The following is a 17687-nucleotide window of genomic DNA, read 5'->3' on the forward strand; positions in this document are numbered from 1 at the left end:
CGACACCCGGAAGTACCGACGGTGCGACACCGTATGGGGCTGCCCGCCCCGCAGTGGCACGTGCGGTTGGCATGAGCGGGCGCGGCGCGCGGGCGCCATTCGTGTTGTCCGCCTTCACCATGTCGACCGTGTCGCACGGCAACTTCGGGCTGTGGCGGCATCCCGAGGACCGCACTGCGCAGTACACCACACTCAACTACTGGGTCGACCTCGCGCGCCTGCTCGACGCCGGTGGCTTCGACTTGCTGTTCATCGCCGATGCGGTCGGCCAACTCGACGTGTTCGGCGGTAACGCCGACGCCGCGCTCACCCACGCAGTCCAGACCCCGGTCACCGACCCACTGCTCGTCGTCTCCGCGATGGCCGCCGCCACCGAGCGATTGGGTTTCGGAATCACGGTGTCGACCACCTATGAGAGCCCGTATCTGTTGGCGCGCAAGTTCAGCACCCTGGACCATCTCACCGGCGGGCGGATCGGCTGGAACGTCGTCACCTCGCTGCTCGACAGCGCGGCGCGCAACATCATCGGCCGCGACCGGCAGATCCCGCACGATGAGCGCTATGCGATCGCCCAGGAGTTCCTCGAGGTCACCTACAAACTGTGGGAAGGTTCGTGGGAGGACGGGGCCGTGGTGCGTGACGTCGCACGCGGAGTGTTCACCGACCCGACCAAGGTGCACCCGATCGGTCATGAGGGAACGTACTTCTCGGTACCCGGCGCCCACCTGGTAGAGCCGTCCCCACAGCGCACGCCGGTATTGTTCCAGGCCGGATCATCGCCGGCGGGGCGAGAATTCGCCGGGCGCAACGCCGAACTGGTCTTCGTGTCCGACCCCCGTCCCGACGTCGTCCGCGCACGGGTCGAGGACGTCCGGCGGCGCGCTGTCCAACACGGACGCAGCCCCGAATCCGTGCGGTTCCTCACCTCCGTCGAGATCGTCGTCGACAGCACCAAACGGGCCGCGCGGGCCAAGGCCGACGCGCTGTCGCGCTACACCGATCTGGAGGGTGGTCTGGTGTTGCTATCGGCCCTGACAGGTGTGGACTGGTCCACCTACGGGGTGGACCGCCCGATCGAGCAGTTCGACACCGACGCCTGTCGCTCCATCCTGGCCACCGTCGACAACCAGCACATCACCTTGCGCGACTACGTAGGCAACCTCGGCGGCTTCGGTGGCCCGCTGTTCGTCGGAGACCCGTCGAGCGTGGCCGACGTCCTCGAGGCCTACGCCGACCGGACCGGAGTCGACGGCTTCAACATCGCCTACCACCTCACACCCGGCAGCTTCGCCGACGTCGCCGAGTACCTCGTCCCTGAGCTGCGGCGGCGTGGGCTGACGAACTCGGAGTCGGGAGAAACGTTGCGCCAGAGGATCTTCCCGCGCGGGACGGCACTGCTGCCCGCCGACCACCCCGGCGCGGGCTTTCGGAAAAGAATCTCGGCGATCCGATAACTGACGTGCCGGACACGTTTGCGGAACCGTAACTGTCACATCAACACTACGTTAACCCTCGGCGTGCCAAGCGAATGCATGGCGCAGGTGATGCACGCCGGGGGTCGGGAGGCGCATCATGTCCACATCTCAACTCGGACTCGGAGGCCGCTCGCTGAGAGCAGCCGAGTCCACTGGACTGGAACGAGAAGCGTTGGGCCCGTGGGGCGTCTTCGCCCAGGGGCTCGCGGCCGCGGCGCCGAGCGTGGCGGTGGCCACGGTGCCCTACTCGTTGTTCGTCGCGGCAGGGGAGGGCGCGTCCTGGGCGGTGCTGGTCGGTCTGGCGCTGACCATCCTGATCGCCACCACCATCAGCTTCCAGGCCAAGCGCACGGTGTCATCCGGCTCGCTGGGCACTTACACCGGCAACGGCCTGGGGCCCGGCTTCGCCTACGCGGCCGGCTTCAGCCTGCTGCTGGGCTACATCGGCTTTGCGATTACCGGAACCCTCGGCGGGGTGCTGTATCTGGACTCGTTCCTGGAGTCCATCGGGCTCGGCTCGGAATCCACCTGGTTTCGCCTGCTGCTGGTGATCGTGGTGGTTGGCGCCGCGACGTATTTGCCCTACCGCGGCGTCGCGATCGCGGCCAAGTACGAATTGGCGTTTGAGCTCGTCGCCATCGCCTCGATCCTGGTGATCATCGTCGCCTCGTACGTGAGCTACGGCTCGCGTATCGACACCGAGCAGTTCAATCCGGCGCATCTGGGGACCAGCGCCACGTTCATCGCCGCGATCACCGCCGTCGGTTCCTACGCGGGCTTCGAGAGCGTGGCCTCGCTGGGTGCCGAGGCCAAAAATGCACACCAGAACATAGCGCGTTCGCTGCTGCGGGTCGTGCTGTTGATCGGTGTGCTCTACATCTTCGCCACGTACCCGCAGATCCTGCACTTCGGTGACATCGACGGTGACAAGGCGGTGCTGCCGCAGCTGGCCGATGTCACCGGGGTGTCGTGGATCAACCACGTGGTGAGTGCGACGGTTGCCGTCGCCTTCATCGTCTTCGTCACCGCGGTCAACACCGCGGCTGCGCGTTCGCTGTTCACCCTTGCCCACGAGGGCGCTCTGCCCGCCGCCCTGACCTGGGTCCATCCCAGGCACAAGACACCCTGGGCGGGAATCGTGTTCGTGGGTGTGCTGGCATTCGTGTTCTCGGTGACGGCCACCTTCAGCTCGGTCGGCCGGCTGGTGTTCGACGTGTATGGCGGGTACGTGGCCAACTGGGGATTTCTGGTCAGCTACCTGCTGGTCGTCGTCGCCACCCCGATCTGGCTGCGAAAGATCAAGGCGCTGAACACCACTCGCCTCGTGGTGTCGGTGGTAGCAGCCCTCGGCATCGGCTACGTGATCTTCTCCAACTTCTACCCGGTGCCCGACTTCCCGTTCAACATCCTGCCGTTCGTGTTCTTCGGCCTGCTGGCCGCCGGCCTGGCCTGGTACTGGTATCTGCGCCGGACCCGGCCCGAGGTGGCGGCCCGCCTGGGCACCATTCAGACGCTGTCCGAAGCCGAACAGCAGCGGCTGATCGACGAGGGAATCCTCGACGTGCTCAGCCACGACAACGGCGAGGCCCGGGTACCGGAGGGGGACGACGACCCGCGGGGCCGCCGCGACAAGCAGACGGTCGCGCCGTGAGCGGCCGTGGGCTGCACCAGATCGTGACCAGGCTGCGGTCCGGACTCGTGCGGGCCGTCACACCACCGGCGGCTCAAGGAGCCGATCTGGGGCTGACGTATCTCAACGAGGGCACGCTGCTGGGCATCTCGGTGCCGGCCCCGCGGAGGGACCGATGACACTGCTCGACGTTCCGATTACCGGAAGCTGGTCGGTTGCTCCGGTGAATGCTGCGGACCATCCACCGATCGCGGACTTCCTCGCCACCGCGCACGGGCTCAGTGGCCGCAAGTTCGCGGCCGACTCCCGCGACGTGGCCGAGCAGTTGGCGTCTGCCTTCCAGACGAGCGTGCTGCGTGATGAGAACGGACGGGTCCGCGGGTACGCCGCCGTTCGCCATCCGCACTGTGCGGAACCAGAGATCATCGGGGAATTCGTGATCGAGCCCGAGGTTCCCTCCGACGTCGTCGACGACGTCGTCTCAACAACAGTGCGTCGATTCGAGCGGGAGGCGACCGATATCCCCGGCGCTTTCCTGAGGGTGTTCATCGGCAGCAACCAGCCGTTGGTAATCGACGCGCTCAAACGCCGTGGGGCGCAGCAGGAAGCGGAGTTCGTCCGCACCCGCAAGCCGCTGCAGGGCGAGGACGCCGCAGCGCTGGAGCATGCGGAGATCCCGGGCCTGACGGTCATCGGGTGGTCGGAGGTCATCAGCCGCGGTCTCAGTGAGCAGGTTCGCCGCCTGCAGCACGCCACGTTCCTGGAGCACTTCGGGAACATGTCCAAGACGCCCGAGGACTGGGAGCACCACATCCACAGCCGAGCTTTCACACCTGACTTCAGCAATGCCGCCGTCGACGAGGCGGATGAAGTGGTCGGGTATGTGATCGGGTCGACCTTCACCTCGGGTGCGGCCCCCGCCGAAGAGCGCAGCGCGCACACCGATTACATCGGTGTGCGACCGGACCTGCGCCGGCTCGGCATCGGTGAACTGCTGTTGCGCAAGATCTGGCTGGCCGCACTGCGGCGGGGGTTGACCGTCGCATCGCTGGGCACCGATATCAACAACGGCAGCAAGGCGCACCTGCTGTACCGCCGGCTCGGATACATCGCCGTCGAGCAGCAATTCGCGTATCGCATCGACACTTCAGGAATTTCGAAATGAGCCAAACAACAACCTATCTCGCCGAGCCGACCGCCTCCGATGAGGGATTGTCGTCGGCGTTCCGGCCCGTCATCGACAAGGTCGCGGAGGGCAATGCCGAACGCGAGCGCGGGCGGATCTTCCCCTACGAACAGGTGCGCTGGCTCAACGATGCCGGCTTCGGCACCCTCCGGATTCCCGCCATCCACGGCGGGTTCGGGGCGTCGCTGGAAGACACCTTCGTGCTGCTGGCCGAACTAGCGGAGGCCGACCCCAACGTCGCCCACGTCTGGCGTAACCACCTGGCTTTCGTCGAGGACCGGCTCAACGCGCCCGTCACCGACAGCAACGACACCTGGATCAAGCGCTTCCTGGGCGGCGAATTCGTCGGCGGCGGATGGACGGAGGCCAACAACGTCCCGCTGGCCAGCCTGACCACCACGATCACCCAGGAGGACGACCACTGGGTCATCAGCGGCGCGAAATACTATGCGACGGGCAGCCTTTACGCGGACTGGCTCGATGTGCTCGGACGCGCCGACGACGGTGAACTGCTGACCGCGCTGGTCCGCAGCGAGGACTCCGGAGTCACCCTGATCGACGACTGGGACGGGTTCGGCCAGCGCACCACCGCCAGCGGAACGGCCCGCTACAAGCGGGCCCGCGCCGATCGCGGTGACGTGTTCCCCGCCACCGAGCGGTTCAGCTACCGGGGCCACTTCTACCAGAACGCGATGCTGTCGGTGCTGACCGGAATCACCAAAGCCGCACTGCGGGACGGCTCCTCGGCGCTGGCCGAGCGGATCCGCAACTACCCGCAGGGACTGACCACCGTCCCGGCCGCCGATCCGCAACTACTGCAGGTGATCGGCGAGGTGTCCGCCGACGTATTCGCCGCGGAGGCGGCTCTTGCCCGCAGCAGCAGAAGCCTGGACCGCATTGTTGTCGGCCGCATCGCCGGCGACGAGGCCGGCGCGCGCCGGCGCCTGATCGACGCCGAGGTGGCGGTCGACCAGGCGCAGCTGGTGATCATCTCCGCCGCACTGTCCGCCACCACGCGAATCTTCGACGCGCTCGGAGCGTCCGGGGTGTCCGAGGGGCGCGGGCTCGATCGGCACTGGCGCAATGCCCGAACACTGGCCTCGCACAACCCGCGGGTGTACAAAGCCCGCATCCTGGGCGATTGGCTGATCAACCGCACCGACCCGGTCGCCGACCTGGCCGCCCTCGGGCGCGGGGGACAGGGCAACTAGGTCGCCGCCGCGCCGACCGCCCGCGCCGCAAGCAGATCCGCCCACAGGTCGAACGCCTCGGCCTGATACGGCACCGAGTCGTCGGAGGATCCGGCGATCGCGACCAGGGCACGTGCGATACTGCCCACGCCGATTCCGGTTCGCTGGACGGCGGCTACGAGTTCGGCGAATGCGTCGCGCTCCGAGCAACCACGCAGGCCGACCAGAATGCCCGTCGCGAGATCGATGACTCGTCGTGAGGTGTCAACCCTTCGGTAGCTCATGGGTGCCATCGTCGCTGCCTGGTGCGAGTCGGACAAGAGATCGACACACCGTGATCCGAGGTGGACGTCAGTCGACCCGGCGCCGGGCGACAAACGCCGCCAGCGCCAGGACCGACAGCGTCACCATCACCCCCTATATGTAGGCCATCGGCTTACATCGGCGCGTGCGCCGGCTGGAACACCCCGGTGTCGTCCGCCTCCTCCTCGGCGCGGATCACGTGCACCACGGCGTTGATCAGCGCCAGATGGGTGAACGCCTGCGGGAAGTTACCCAGATGACGGCCGGTGCGCGGCTCGAGCTCCTCGGCATACAGATGCAGCGGACTGGCGAAGGACAGCAGCCGCTCACACAGATGCCGCGCCCGACTGACCTCACCGATCTCCACCAGTGCGGACACCAGCCAGAACGAGCAGATCGTGAACGTGCCCTCCTCGCCGGACAGACCGTCGTCGGTCTCCTCGACGCGGTAGCGCAGAACCAGGCCGTCCTCGGTGAGCTCGTCGGCGATCGCCAGCACCGTAGCCCGCACCCGCGGATCGTCGGACGGCAGGAACCGCACCAGCGGAACCAACAGCAGCGAGGCGTCGAGGGCGTCGTCGCCGTAGCGCTGCGTCAGTACCCCGCGCTTGTCCACGCCGTGGGCCAGGACGTCGGCCTTGATCTCCTCAGCGGTCGCCCGCCACTGCCGGGCGTAGCTCTTCTCGCCGACCAGCTCTGCCAGCTTGGACCCGCGGTCCAGCGCCACCCAGCACATCACCTTCGAGGAGGTGAAGTGCTGCGCTTCGCCGCGCACCTCCCAGATGCCGCGATCGGGTTCCTTCCAGTGTTTGATGGCCTCTTCGACCTGTTCCTTGAGCACCGGCCACAGCTGATCGGAGATCTGCTCTCGGGACTTGGCATGCAGGTACACCGAGTCGAGCATGGTGCCCCAGATGTCGTGCTGGCGCTGGTTGTAGGCGCCGTTGCCGATGCGCACCGGGCGGGCGTTGTCGTAGCCGGAAAGGTGATTGAGCTCCTCTTCGACCAGCTCACGTTCGCCGCCGACGGCATACATCACCTGCAGTGGATGCCGTTCGCCGTTGTTGGCGCCCGACACGTCGGCGATGAACGAGAAGAAGTCGTCAGCCTCGCGGTCCAGGCCCAGCGTGTAGAGGCCCCACAACGCGAACGTCGAGTCGCGCACCCACGCGTAGCGGTAGTCCCAGTTGCGTTCGCCCTGCGGAGTTTCGGGCAGCGAAGTGGTGCTGGCCGCCAGCAGCGCGCCGGTCGGCGAGTACGTCAGCCCCTTGAGCGTGAGCGCGCTGCGCTGCAGGTAGGCGCGCCACGGGTGGTCGGGGAAGTCCCCGATGTTGATCCACTGCCGCCAGGCCTCGCTGGTCTGCCACATCTTGTCGGCGGCTTCGGCGTAGGTCTGCGGCGAGGGATACTTGGACCACGACAGCGCAACGAAGACGTTGTCGCCCTCCTTGAGGCGGGTACGCGCCCGCGCCTCGCGGCCCTCGAGCCCGATGCGCAGATTGGTGGTCAGGCGCAGCGTCGGATGGGCGTCGGGATCCTTCCTGGCCCGGGCGACGGCCTCGCCGTAGCCGTTGGCCGAGTACTCCCAGGTGGCGTTGACCCGCGCATAGTTGAAGGACGGTTCGCAATTCATCACCAGCTCCACCGTGCCGCTCACACATCGCACGGTGCGCAGCAGGATGTGCTGGGCATCCCAGTCCATGGGTGTGCGCCGGTGGGTGCGCGATCGGGCTTCGATGTCGTGCCAGGGCCCCATCACCAGGGCGTCCCGCACGATCACCCAGCCGGTGTGGGTCTGCCAGGTGGTCTCCAGGATCAGACTGCCCGGCAGATACCGGCGTGCGGCGGGCACCGACACCCCGTACGGTCCGAGCCGGAAATGGCCGGCGCCGCGGTCCAGGATCGCACCGAAGACGCTGGGGGAGTCCGGCCGCGGCACGCACAGCCACTCGACCGCACCGGCGGAGGAGATCAGGCAGGTGTTCTCGCAGTCCGACAGGAACGCGTAGTCGGCGATCGGCGGGAACGGGTTGCGCAGCGCTGCACTGGAGGCGTAGGGCACCGGGGCCGTCACGGACAGGGGCGCGGGTGACGCGACAGTGGCCACGGCCTCAGCGTCCCCGCCGCCGGTTGGCTGGGCATGCAGAACCATTGGGACATCATCGACTGCGGGCGGCTGGGCGTCTACCTGTGAGCAGAACCGTAACTTGGCTGTTCGCGGCGGTGGCGTACGGCCCAGCGGCGGGGCCTAGGCTGGTCGCGTGACGGCATTCCTGAGTTGGTGGGACGGCGTGGAGCTGTGGCTGTCCGGTTTGGGATTCGTGCTACAGACCCTCATCGTGATGCCGGTGGTCCTGGCCCTCGCCTACGGGATCGCGGTGGTGGTGGACGTGGTGCTCGGCAACGGCATCCGCGGTCTGCATTGGATTCGTGGCAACGACGGGCCGCGGTGATGAGCGGCATGCCCCGCTCCCGGGTGACGTTGGCGCTGGTGGCGCTGCTGATTCTGGTCCTCGCGGTGTGGCTGCTCAACCGCTGACGCCCCGAGTGGCCCGGCGCAACAACTCTGTTAAGCTCTGCGCCATGCAATCGGCGACCGGTTACGGCGAGGGCCATATCTTGGCACTCATTGCCGTCGGTGCTTGCGCCGTTGCTGATGTCGCTTGTTGTCGCTGATACCACTGCCCGTCCACGGTCTGGTGTCGGCGATTGTCATGCCATAGTGCTGTCGAAGAATCGCCATTCCGTTGCGGCGGGTGCAAATCCCCCCACCCGCAAATGAGAAAGGCCCCCGATGCGCACAATCCCCTCGCCCCATAGCCGGTGGCGCGCGGCCGCAGCACTCGCCGCTACTGCGACGGTGCTGGCCGCCTGCGGCGGCGGCTCCAGCGACGTCGCCGGCGGGGGTGGTGGCGCCAAGGCAGACACCACGCTGACGCTGGTGGCCTATGCCGTTCCCGAACCCGGCTGGAGCAAGATCATTCCGGCGTTCGTGGCCACGCCCGAGGGCAAGGGTGTGGAGGTGACGACGTCCTACGGCGCGTCGGGGGACCAGTCGCGCGCGGTGGTGGACGGCAAGCCGGCCGACATCGTCAACTTCTCTGTCGAGCCCGACGTCACCCGTCTGGTGAAGGCCAACAAGGTTGCCGCCGATTGGAACAAGGACGCCACCAAGGGCATCCCCTTCGGCTCGGTCGTCACCATCGTCGTCCGCAAGGGCAACCCCAAGAACATCAAGGACTGGGACGACCTGCTGCAGCCCGGCGTCGAGGTGGTCACCCCTAGCCCGCTGAGCTCGGGTTCGGCCAAGTGGAATCTGCTCGCGCCGTACGCCGCCAAGAGCATCGGCGGCCAGGACGCGCAAGCCGGCCTGGACTTCGTCAGCAAGCTGGTCAGCGAGCACGTCAAGACTCGCCCCGGCTCGGGCCGGGAAGCCACCGACGTGTTCCTGCAGGGCACCGGTGATGTGCTGTTGAGCTACGAGGACGAGGCGATCAACGTCGAGCGGCAGGGCAAGCCGGTCGAGCACATCATCCCGTCGCAGACCTTCAAGATCGAGAACCCGGTGGCCGTGGTGACCACCAGCCCGCACCTCGACAAGGCGACCGCGCTGAAGAACTTCCTGTTCACGCCCGAAGGCCAGAAGATCTGGGCGCAGGCCGGCTTCCGGCCGGTCGACCCCGCGGTGGCCGCCGACTTCGCCGCCGACTTCCCGGCACCGGCGCAGAAGTTGTGGACGATCGCCGACCTCGGCGGGTGGAGCACGGTGGATCCGGCGCTGTTCGACAAGGAGAATGGCTCCATCGCAAAGATCTACAAGCAGGCAACCGGATGACGGCAGCCATCGAGCCGAATCTGCAGGCGGTCCGGCCCGAGCTCACCGGTGGTGACTCGGGCGGGCCGTCCCGCTTCCCGGCTCGCCGTCACGGCACCACCAGCCTGCGGGTTGGCGCCGCGTCGATCTGGTTGAGCGTCATCGTCCTGCTGCCACTGGCCGCGATCGTGTGGCAGTCGGCCAAGGGCGGGTGGCACGCCTTCTGGCTGGCGATCACCTCGAACGCCGCGATCGAGTCGTTCCGGGTGACGCTGACGATCTCGATCGGCGTCACGCTGGTGAACGCGGTGTTCGGGCTGCTGGTCGCCTGGGTGCTCACTCGCGACGACTTCCCGGGCAAGCGGTTGGTCGATGCCGTGATCGACTTGCCGTTCGCGCTGCCCACCATCGTGGCGAGCCTTGTCATGCTGGCGCTCTACGGTCCCAACAGTCCGATCGATCTGCATCTGCAGCACACCAAATGGGGTGTCGGCGTTGCACTCTTGTTCGTCACGCTGCCCTTCGTGGTGCGCTCCGTGCAGCCGGTGCTACTCGAACTCGACCGTGACGTCGAGGAGGCCGCGGCCTCGCTGGGGGCGACCAACTTTGTCATCTTCACCAAGGTTGTGCTGCCCGCGCTGCTGCCCTCGCTGTTGTCCGGTGCTGGGCTGGCATTCTCCCGCGCGATCGGCGAGTTCGGCTCGGTGGTGCTCATCGGCGGTGCGGTGCCGGGGGAGACCGAGGTGTCCTCACAGTGGATCCGGACGTTGATCGAAAATGACGACCGGACCGGCGCGGCGGCGATTTCCATTGTGCTGCTGGTGCTCTCGTTCATCGTGCTGCTGGTGTTGCGGGCCATCGGCTCGCGCGCGGCCAAACGGGAGGAACTGGCGTCGTGATCCCGTCTCCGCTGGTGCGCTACCTCACCCGCTATGCCGCGCTGGCCTACGTCCTGGTGTTGGTGCTCGTGCCGGTCAGCCTGATCTTGTGGCGCACCTTCACTCCCGGCTTCGGCGCGTTCGTCGATTCCATCACCACGCCGGCCGCGTTGTCGGCACTGCAGCTCTCGCTGCTTGTCGTCGCGATAGTGGTGCCGCTCAACGTGATCTTCGGGGTGCCGACCGCGCTCGTGTTGGCGCGCAACAAGTTCCGCGGGAAGTCTGCGTTGCAGGCGGTCGTTGACCTGCCGTTCGCGGTGTCGCCGGTGGTCGTCGGTGTGGCGCTGATTCTGTTGTGGGGCAGCGCCGGGGTGTTCGGGTTCGTCGAGAACAACCTCGGCTTCAAGATCATCTTCGGGTTCCCCGGCATCGTGCTGGCCAGCATTTTCGTCACGGTCCCGTTCGTCATCCGCGAGGTCGAGCCGGTTCTGCACGAACTCGGTACCGATCAGGAACAGGCGGCCGCGACCCTGGGATCGAGTTGGTGGCAGACGTTTTGGCGGATCACCCTGCCGTCGATCCGGTGGGGCCTGACCTACGGCATCGTGCTCACCGTCGCTCGCACCCTCGGCGAGTACGGCGCGGTGATCATGGTGTCGTCCAACCTGCCCGGCACATCACAGACGCTGACCTTGCTGGTCTCCGACCGCTACAGCCGCGGCGCCGAGTACGGCGCCTACGCCGTCTCGACGTTGCTGATGGCGGTCGCAGTGCTGGTGCTGGTCGTCCAGGTGATCCTGGACGCCCGGCGCGCCGAGGCGAGCGAGTAATCGAACTAGGAGAACGACTCTCATGACCAATGCCATCACCGTCACGGGCGCCAACAAGCGCTACGGCGTGTTCGCCGCCCTCGACAACGTGGATTTCGTGGTACCCGCCGGGTCGTTGACCGCCCTGCTGGGGCCCAGCGGTTCGGGCAAGTCCACGTTGCTGCGCGCCATCGCCGGCCTCGACCAGCCCGACACCGGCGCCATCACCATCAACGGCCGCGACGTCACCAACGTGCCGCCGCAGCGGCGGGGCATCGGCTTCGTGTTCCAGCACTACGCCGCCTTCAAGCATCTGACCGTGCGCGACAACGTCGCTTTCGGCCTGAAGATCCGCAAGAAGCCGAAGTCAGAGATCAAGGAGAAGGTCGACAACCTGCTCGAGGTGGTCGGGCTGGCCGGATTCCAAACCCGGTACCCCAACCAGCTTTCCGGCGGTCAACGGCAACGCATGGCCCTGGCCCGCGCGCTGGCAGTGGACCCCGAGGTGCTGTTGCTCGACGAACCCTTCGGCGCGCTGGACGCCAAGGTCCGCGAGGACCTTCGGGCATGGTTGCGCCGCCTGCATGACGAAGTCCACGTGACGACGGTGTTGGTCACCCACGACCAGGCCGAGGCGCTCGACGTCGCCGACCGGATCGCCGTTCTCAACAAGGGACGGGTCGAGCAGGTCGGCTCGCCTGCCGACGTCTACGACAGGCCGGCCAACGCATTCGTGATGTCGTTCCTCGGCACGGTGTCATCACTCAACGGAATCCTGGTGCGCCCACACGATATTCGGGTCGGACGCAACCCGGAGATGGCGGTCGCCGTCGGCGACGGCACGGCAGAGTCGACCGGTGTCGTGCGCGCCACCATCGACCGGGTGGTCTATCTCGGTTTTGAGGTGCGCGTCGAACTGACCAACGCCACCAACGGTGCTCCGTTCATCGCGCAGATCACCCGCGGCGACGCCGAGGCACTCGGCCTCAAAGAGGGCGACTCCGTGTACGTGCGGGCCACCCGCGTACCGCCGATCGCCGGCGAAGTGCAGGTCGCTGCCAGCTAGGCCGCGGCGCGCTGCGCCACAGCCCGGTCGAACCGGTCGAGCACCGCCTGCGCCATCAGGGGATGGGATCCGAGCGGTTCGGCCATCGGAATGTCTGCGCTGCAAGCAATCTTGGACACCCGGTCGGTGATGCGTCCCGGCGCGATGAACCACGGCGCCAGCACGATCCGGCCCGCGCCGCCCTGCCGAAGCAGTTCGATACCGTTGATGACGGACCGTTGAGGCCCGGTGGCATAGGCCACCTGGACGCCAGCCCACCGCGTGCCCTCGGCAAGGGTTGCCACCAGCGTCGCGGCGCGCGCGTTGGCCGCTGCGCGGGAGGAACCGACCGCCACTACGAGGACGCCCAATTCCGGGTCATGCTCGTCGGCACCCTTCTCGGCGAGGCGTTCCCGCATGATCTGAACCAGACGCGGGTCCTCACCCAGGGTGTCGGCCTCGAGCACGTCAGCGCCGGCCTCGTCGATCATCGCGGGGATGTCGACCCGGGCGTGGTAGGCGCTGGCCAACAGCAGCGGTGTCACGACTGCCGGTCCGAGTAGCGTCCGCAGGACGTCGGCAAGGTTCGGAGAGTTCTTCTCACAGAACGCAACCCGCACGTCCAAGCCTGACCGCTGCACCCTGACCTGCTCGGCGACGGCGTGTGTGACCGCGGCAGAGCGGGGATCGACGCTGCCGTGCGCGGTCAGGATCATCGGCGGGCAGGAGCGAAGCGAGCAGGGAGGAGACACAATCACGAGTTGTGCAGTCCGCACTCGACCTTGCCGGTGCCCGACCAGCGGCCGCTGCGCGGGTCGGCGCCATCGACCGGCTTGGCGGTGCAGGGCGCGCACCCGATCGACGGATAGCCCTCGTCCACAAGCGGATTCACCAGCACGCCGTTGGCCTCGACGTAGGCCTGCATGTCCTCGTCGGTCCACGCGGCCAGCGGGTTGATCTTCACCAGGCCGAAGGCCTCGTCAAAGGAGATCAGCGGGGCGTTGGCCCGGGTCGGTGCTTCGACCCGGCGGATGCCGGTCACCCACGCCGAATACCCTTGCAGCGCTTTGCGTAACGGGGTGACCTTGCGCAGCCGGCAGCATTCGTCGGGTTCGCGAGCGAACAGGTCCTTGCCCAGCAGGCGGTCCTGCTCGGAGACGCTGTGCTCGGGAGTGACGTTGACGACATTGACGTCATAGACAGCTTCGATGGCGTCACGGGTGCCGATGGTCTCGGCGAAGTGGTACCCGGTGTCGAGGAACAGCACGTCGACACCCGGTCGCACCTTGGCCGCCATGTCGACCAGCACCGCGTCCTGCATGTTCGACGCCACCACGTAATGGCCGCCGAAATGCTGGTCGGTCCACGCCAACAGGTCGCGAGCATCGGCGCCGCCCAGCTCGGCGGCACCGCGTTGTGCCAGCGTCCGCAGGTCAGCTTCGGTCACTTCGCCCACCCCGAAACTCATCGCAAATCTTCTTCCTGAGCGCGCACGGCCCACTGGGCGAAACGCTCGCCCTCTTGCCTTTGTTTCACGAAGTTGCGCACCACTCGCTCGATGTAGTCTCCGAGCTCGGCACTGGTCACCTTGTGCTGGCGCAGCTTCCGGCCGAAGCCGCTGTCCAGCCCGAGGCTTCCACCGAGGTGGACCTGGAAACCCTCGACCGAATTACCTTCGCCGTCGTCGACCATCTGGCCCTTGAACCCGATGTCGGCAATCTGGATGCGGGCGCACGAGTTCGGGCAGCCGTTGATGTGGACGGTGACCGGAACGTCGAGTTGCGAGTTGAGGTCTTTGAGCCGCGTCTCCAGCTCTGGTACGAGTACCTGAGCCCGGTTGCGGGTCTCGGCGAACGACAACTTGCAGTATTCGATACCGCTGCAGGCCATCAGATTCTTGCGCCACTGCGACGGTGCCGAGGGCAGGCCGAGCGTGTCCAGTCCTTCGCGCAGCGCGTCCAACTTGTCGTCGGCGACGTCGAGGATGACCAGTTTCTGGTACGGCGTGAGACGGATCCGGTCCGAGCCCGCAGCCTCGGCGAGGTCGGCGACCTTGGTCAGGATCGTGCCCGTAACGCGACCGGCGATCGGCGCGACGCCCACCGCGTTCAGGCCGTTCTTCTGCCGTTGCACGCCGATGTGGTCGACCGGGTGCTTCAGCTGCTCCGGTGCGGGCCCGTCGATCAGCTTGCGGCCCAGGTATTCCGTTTCGAGAACGTCGCGGAATTTCTCCGTACCCCAGTCCTTGACGAGGAACTTCAGCCGTGCCTTGGACCGCAGCCTGCGGTAGCCGTAGTCGCGGAACAACGACGTCACGGCCTCCCACACCTCAGGCACCTCGTCGAGCGGAACCCATGCGCCGAGACGCTGGGCGAGCATCGGGTTGGTTGACAGTCCGCCGCCGACCCACAGGTCCAGACCCGGTCCGTGCTCGGGATGGTTGACGCCGATGAACGCGATGTCGTTGATCTCGTGCGCAACGTCCTGCAGACCCGAGATAGCGGTCTTGTACTTACGGGGCAGGTTGGAGAACGTCGGGTCGCCGACCCAGCGGCGGACGATCTCGTCGATCGCCCACGTCGGGTCGAGCACCTCGTCGAGCGATTCGCCGGCCAACGGCGAACCGAGCACGACGCGGGGGCAGTCGCCGCAGGCCTCGGTGGTCTGCAGCCCGACGCCGGCCAGCTTCGCCCAGATCTGCGGGACGTCCTCGATGCGGATCCAGTGGTATTGCACGTTCTCGCGGTCGCTGATGTCGGCGGTGTCGCGGGCGAACTCGGTGGAAATCTCGCCGAGGGTGCGCAGCCCCGCGGCCGTGAGGGCTCCACCGTCACAACGCACCCGCATCATGAAGTACTTGGCCTCGAGGATGTCGGCGTTCTCGTCGCCGGTCCAGGTGCCGTCGTAGCCCTGCTCGCGCTGGGTGTACAGGCCCATCCAGCGCATCCGGCCGCGCAGGTCCTGCTTGTCGATGCTGTCGAAGCCCTGCTTGGAGTAGACCTCCTCGATGCGGGCGCGGACGTTGAGCGCGTCATCGTCCTTCTTGAACTGCTCGTTGGCGTTCAGCGGCTCGCGGCTACCCAGGGCCCACTGGCCCTCGTCGCGAGTCTTGGGTGGCCTGGCCGTCTTGGTCGGCTGGGTCATTGAAGATGCTCCTCATACCAAGGAGCTGGCGTTCGAATTGCGCAAAACCACCGGTGAGCTGTTCCGGCGGCGCAGATCCGGCGGCCAGCTGAAGTGCAGGTGGGCGGGTCTACGGCGTCAGGCCAGACAACAACACGTACAGACGCGCTTGAAATCAACATGCCGCCGAGCCACCAGCGCAACGCTGCGCAGAGTGTGGGGGGCGGACATGCGGGCCATTCTGCCACGAACCCGCTCGATGGCTGAACTCGGGCCAGATTTGTGATCGCGATGAGTAAAACTCGGGCTGGGATACTGGCGGTGTGGGTATCGGCGCAACGACGGCTGGGTTTCCCGCCGTGCGCCGTACCCCGGGCACGGCGTTCGGGATCTACGTTCACGTGCCGTTTTGCGCGACACGCTGCGGATACTGCGACTTCAACACCTACACCGCCGGTGAGTTGGGCGGGGCCACACCTCAGGGCTGGTTGGCCGCAGTGCGCGCCGAACTCGCGATGGCTGCGTGTGTGGTCAGCGATGTGACAGTCGACACCGTCTTCGTCGGCGGCGGTACGCCCTCGCTGCTGGGCGGTGCTGGTCTGGCCTCCGTGCTCGACGCAGTCCGGGACAATTTCGTGCTGGGGCCCGACGCCGAGGTCACCACCGAGGCCAACCCCGAGTCGACGTCGGCGCCGTTCTTCGAGCAGATCCGCCGGGCGGGCTACACCCGGGTGTCGCTCGGCATGCAGTCGGTGGCGGAGCGGGTGCTGGCCGTACTTGACCGGACCCATTCACCGGGACGGGCGCTGCAGGCGGCGCAGGAAGCCCTGGCGGCGGGCTTCGAGCACCTCAACATCGATCTGATCTACGGCACGCCGGGGGAGAGCGACGACGATCTGCGACATTCGGTCGACGCCGCCCTGTCCGCCGGGGTCGACCATGTTTCGGCCTACGCGTTGGTCGTCGAGGACGGCACCGCGCTGGCCCGTCGAGTCAGCCGGGGGGAGATCGCCCGCCCTGACGACGACGTGCTGGCCCACCGCTACGAACTGCTCGACGGGTGGCTCTCGGCTGCCGGACTGAGCTGGTACGAGGTCTCCAACTGGAGCCGCCCGGGCGCGGAGTGCCGGCACAACCTCGGGTACTGGAACGGCGGCCAGTGGTGGGGCGCGGGACCGGGTGCGCACGGTTTCGTCGGCGACACCCGGTGGTGGAATGTCAAGCGCCCCTTGGCTTATGCCGAACAGCTGGGCCAGGGTCGAGCCCCGGTCGCCGATTTCGAACGCCTCGACGACCACGATCGCCACGTCGAAGACGTGCTGTTGCAGATTCGGTTACGCGAGGGCCTGCCGGTGGGCGCGCTGAGCGAGACCGAGCAACGGCGTGCCACCGACGCGGTGACCGCGGGTCTTTTGACACACAACGGCGATCGACTGGTGCTCACCGGCCGCGGCCGGCTGCTAGCCGACGCTGTCGTGCGTGACGTCCTCGACTAGCTTAAGACCACCCAGAGCTATCGCCGCACTCAGCAAGTGGATTCTCTGTTGAGGTCCGGTTCAGAGGAGGCCGCTCAGCGGCCATGATGTCGCCAATTTCGGTGTGAGCGGTGGCCGCCTCGGCGATGTACATCCGATCGCTGTATCAATATCAGCGCGCCGCTGTCGAGTGCCCGGAACGCGATCGCCTACCCCACATCGGCGGCGATGGACGCTGGTCCGGCGCTGCGGCCCGAACCATTCAGTGGTGGCCGGCCCGCAATTGGTCGAAGAGTCCTCGGCGGGCCAGTATCAAGCCGCTGACCACCAGTACCCGGCGAACGGCATCAGCACCGTCGCGGTGGCGATGCCACTGTGCTGCGTGGTCAGCCAGCCCGTCGAGTCTCCAAACTCCTCGGGCATGTTGTGGCGGATCAGGAACACCACCGTCCCGAACAGCGCGGCGAACAGCACTCCGGCAACCGCCGCCGCTCGCGGTGTCGTTAACGGACGCAAAGTGGCCCCGAGAAGACGGCCCGGATGGTATGGACATCGCGTCATCCTGTCAGGGCGGTCGACGCACGGCGGGAGTTTGGCCCGAAGGGTCCGGACCTCAAGGAACTAGTGGGCGCGAGCACTGGTTGTTCTGCTTGGATTCCTTCTGAGCGGGATCGCGTGCGCAGTTGTGCTCGCGGCTCAAGGAGGCTCGCCGCCCCGTGGCGGGCTTCGCCAGCGGCGCTCGCCTCGTCCGTTAAGGTC

At 67.0% G+C, this 17687-nt stretch carries 19 protein-coding genes and 1 pseudogene; 13 read left to right on the forward strand and 7 right to left on the reverse strand.

All coding sequences use genetic code 11. From position 1 onward, the window contains the following. Positions 1-71: 71 nt before the first annotated feature. The 5 genes from K9U37_RS10205 (at position 72) to K9U37_RS10225 (ending at position 5502) form a co-directional block, all read left to right on the forward strand. Complete coding sequence (locus K9U37_RS10205; RefSeq protein ID WP_243071588.1) at positions 72-1454, forward strand: LLM class flavin-dependent oxidoreductase; 1383 nt, start codon at positions 72-74, stop codon at positions 1452-1454. A gap of 118 nt (positions 1455-1572) precedes the next feature. After that, positions 1573-3126 carry an APC family permease gene (locus K9U37_RS10210; protein ID WP_243071589.1) on the forward strand — a complete coding sequence of 518 codons (1554 nt, stop codon included), beginning with the start codon at positions 1573-1575 and terminating at the stop codon, positions 3124-3126. Beyond that, positions 3123-3284, forward strand: a complete 162-nt coding sequence (locus K9U37_RS10215) for a hypothetical protein (protein ID WP_243071590.1) — start codon at positions 3123-3125, stop codon at positions 3282-3284. Before K9U37_RS10210 ends, K9U37_RS10215 begins: the two co-directional genes overlap by 4 nt. After that, positions 3281-4270, forward strand: coding sequence for a GNAT family N-acetyltransferase (locus tag K9U37_RS10220; RefSeq protein WP_243071591.1), 990 nt, complete (start codon positions 3281-3283; stop codon positions 4268-4270). The genes K9U37_RS10215 and K9U37_RS10220 overlap by 4 nt, the downstream gene beginning before the upstream one ends. Then, positions 4267-5502: an acyl-CoA dehydrogenase family protein gene (locus K9U37_RS10225; RefSeq protein ID WP_243071592.1), complete on the forward strand. Its 1236-nt coding sequence runs from the start codon at positions 4267-4269 to the stop codon at positions 5500-5502. Before K9U37_RS10220 ends, K9U37_RS10225 begins: the two co-directional genes overlap by 4 nt. On the opposite strand, the gene K9U37_RS10230 is transcribed toward K9U37_RS10225, so the two are convergent. Then, entirely contained in the window at positions 5499-5765 is a 267-nt protein-coding gene (locus tag K9U37_RS10230) for an ANTAR domain-containing protein (protein ID WP_243071593.1), read from the reverse strand. The genes K9U37_RS10225 and K9U37_RS10230 overlap by 4 nt on opposite strands. 152 nt (positions 5766-5917) lie before the next feature. Further along, on the reverse strand, positions 5918-7936 hold the full coding sequence (locus tag K9U37_RS10235) for a glycoside hydrolase family 15 protein (protein WP_243071594.1): 2019 nt from the start codon (positions 7934-7936) through the stop codon (positions 5918-5920). Positions 7937-8045: 109 nt separating this feature from the next. Here K9U37_RS10235 and K9U37_RS10240 point away from each other — a divergent pair, with 109 nt between their 5' ends. The 7 genes and pseudogenes from K9U37_RS10240 (at position 8046) to K9U37_RS20680 (ending at position 12351) form a co-directional block, all read left to right on the forward strand. Next, positions 8046-8237 carry a hypothetical protein gene (locus K9U37_RS10240; RefSeq protein ID WP_243071595.1) on the forward strand — a complete coding sequence of 64 codons (192 nt, stop codon included), beginning with the start codon at positions 8046-8048 and terminating at the stop codon, positions 8235-8237. A gap of 130 nt (positions 8238-8367) precedes the next feature. Beyond that, complete coding sequence (locus tag K9U37_RS20475) at positions 8368-8460, forward strand: Ms4533A family Cys-rich leader peptide (RefSeq protein ID WP_353612230.1); 93 nt, start codon at positions 8368-8370, stop codon at positions 8458-8460. A 118-nt stretch (positions 8461-8578) separates the two neighbouring features. Beyond that, entirely contained in the window at positions 8579-9619 is a 1041-nt protein-coding gene (locus K9U37_RS10245) for a sulfate ABC transporter substrate-binding protein (protein ID WP_243071596.1), read from the forward strand. Then, positions 9616-10497 (forward strand): sulfate ABC transporter permease subunit CysT, encoded by an 882-nt coding sequence (gene cysT / locus K9U37_RS10250; RefSeq protein WP_243071597.1) that lies wholly within the window; start codon positions 9616-9618, stop codon positions 10495-10497. The genes K9U37_RS10245 and cysT overlap by 4 nt, the downstream gene beginning before the upstream one ends. Beyond that, a complete protein-coding gene (cysW, locus tag K9U37_RS10255; RefSeq protein ID WP_243071598.1) occupies positions 10494-11306 on the forward strand; it encodes a sulfate ABC transporter permease subunit CysW in 813 nt (270 codons plus the stop codon). Before cysT ends, cysW begins: the two co-directional genes overlap by 4 nt. 22 nt (positions 11307-11328) lie before the next feature. Further along, positions 11329-11991, forward strand: a pseudogene (locus K9U37_RS20675) (sulfate/molybdate ABC transporter ATP-binding protein); the annotation flags it as partial. A 30-nt stretch (positions 11992-12021) separates the two neighbouring features. Then, entirely contained in the window at positions 12022-12351 is a 330-nt protein-coding gene (locus K9U37_RS20680) for a TOBE-like domain-containing protein (protein WP_443627156.1), read from the forward strand. On the opposite strand, the gene K9U37_RS10265 is transcribed toward K9U37_RS20680, so the two are convergent. From K9U37_RS10265 to K9U37_RS20480, 4 genes are all read right to left on the reverse strand, one after another. Then, positions 12348-13046 carry a sirohydrochlorin chelatase gene (locus tag K9U37_RS10265; protein ID WP_243071600.1) on the reverse strand — a complete coding sequence of 233 codons (699 nt, stop codon included), beginning with the start codon at positions 13044-13046 and terminating at the stop codon, positions 12348-12350. The two genes, K9U37_RS20680 and K9U37_RS10265, sit on opposite strands and share 4 nt — an antisense overlap. Positions 13047-13084: 38 nt before the next feature. After that, entirely contained in the window at positions 13085-13798 is a 714-nt protein-coding gene (locus K9U37_RS10270) for a phosphoadenylyl-sulfate reductase (protein ID WP_243071601.1), read from the reverse strand. Beyond that, complete coding sequence (locus K9U37_RS10275; protein WP_243071602.1) at positions 13795-15474, reverse strand: nitrite/sulfite reductase; 1680 nt, start codon at positions 15472-15474, stop codon at positions 13795-13797. The genes K9U37_RS10270 and K9U37_RS10275 overlap by 4 nt, the downstream gene beginning before the upstream one ends. Positions 15475-15591: 117 nt before the next feature. Then, positions 15592-15693, reverse strand: a complete 102-nt coding sequence (locus K9U37_RS20480; protein ID WP_372489494.1) for an Ms4527A family Cys-rich leader peptide — start codon at positions 15691-15693, stop codon at positions 15592-15594. Positions 15694-15776: 83 nt separating this feature from the next. On the opposite strand from K9U37_RS20480, the gene hemW reads away from it, so the two are divergent. Then, the gene (gene hemW / locus K9U37_RS10280; RefSeq protein WP_243071603.1) at positions 15777-16949 is read left to right on the forward strand and encodes a radical SAM family heme chaperone HemW; all 1173 of its coding nucleotides are present in this window, start codon (positions 15777-15779) and stop codon (positions 16947-16949) included. 291 nt (positions 16950-17240) lie between these two features. Here the strand turns inward: hemW and K9U37_RS20020 are convergent, their stop codons facing one another. Next, positions 17241-17402 carry a hypothetical protein gene (locus tag K9U37_RS20020; RefSeq protein ID WP_272888028.1) on the reverse strand — a complete coding sequence of 54 codons (162 nt, stop codon included), beginning with the start codon at positions 17400-17402 and terminating at the stop codon, positions 17241-17243. Positions 17403-17687 lie beyond the last annotated feature (285 nt).

This window comes from Candidatus Mycolicibacterium alkanivorans (assembly GCF_022760805.1).
GTDB lineage: Bacteria > Actinomycetota > Actinomycetes > Mycobacteriales > Mycobacteriaceae > Mycobacterium > Mycobacterium alkanivorans.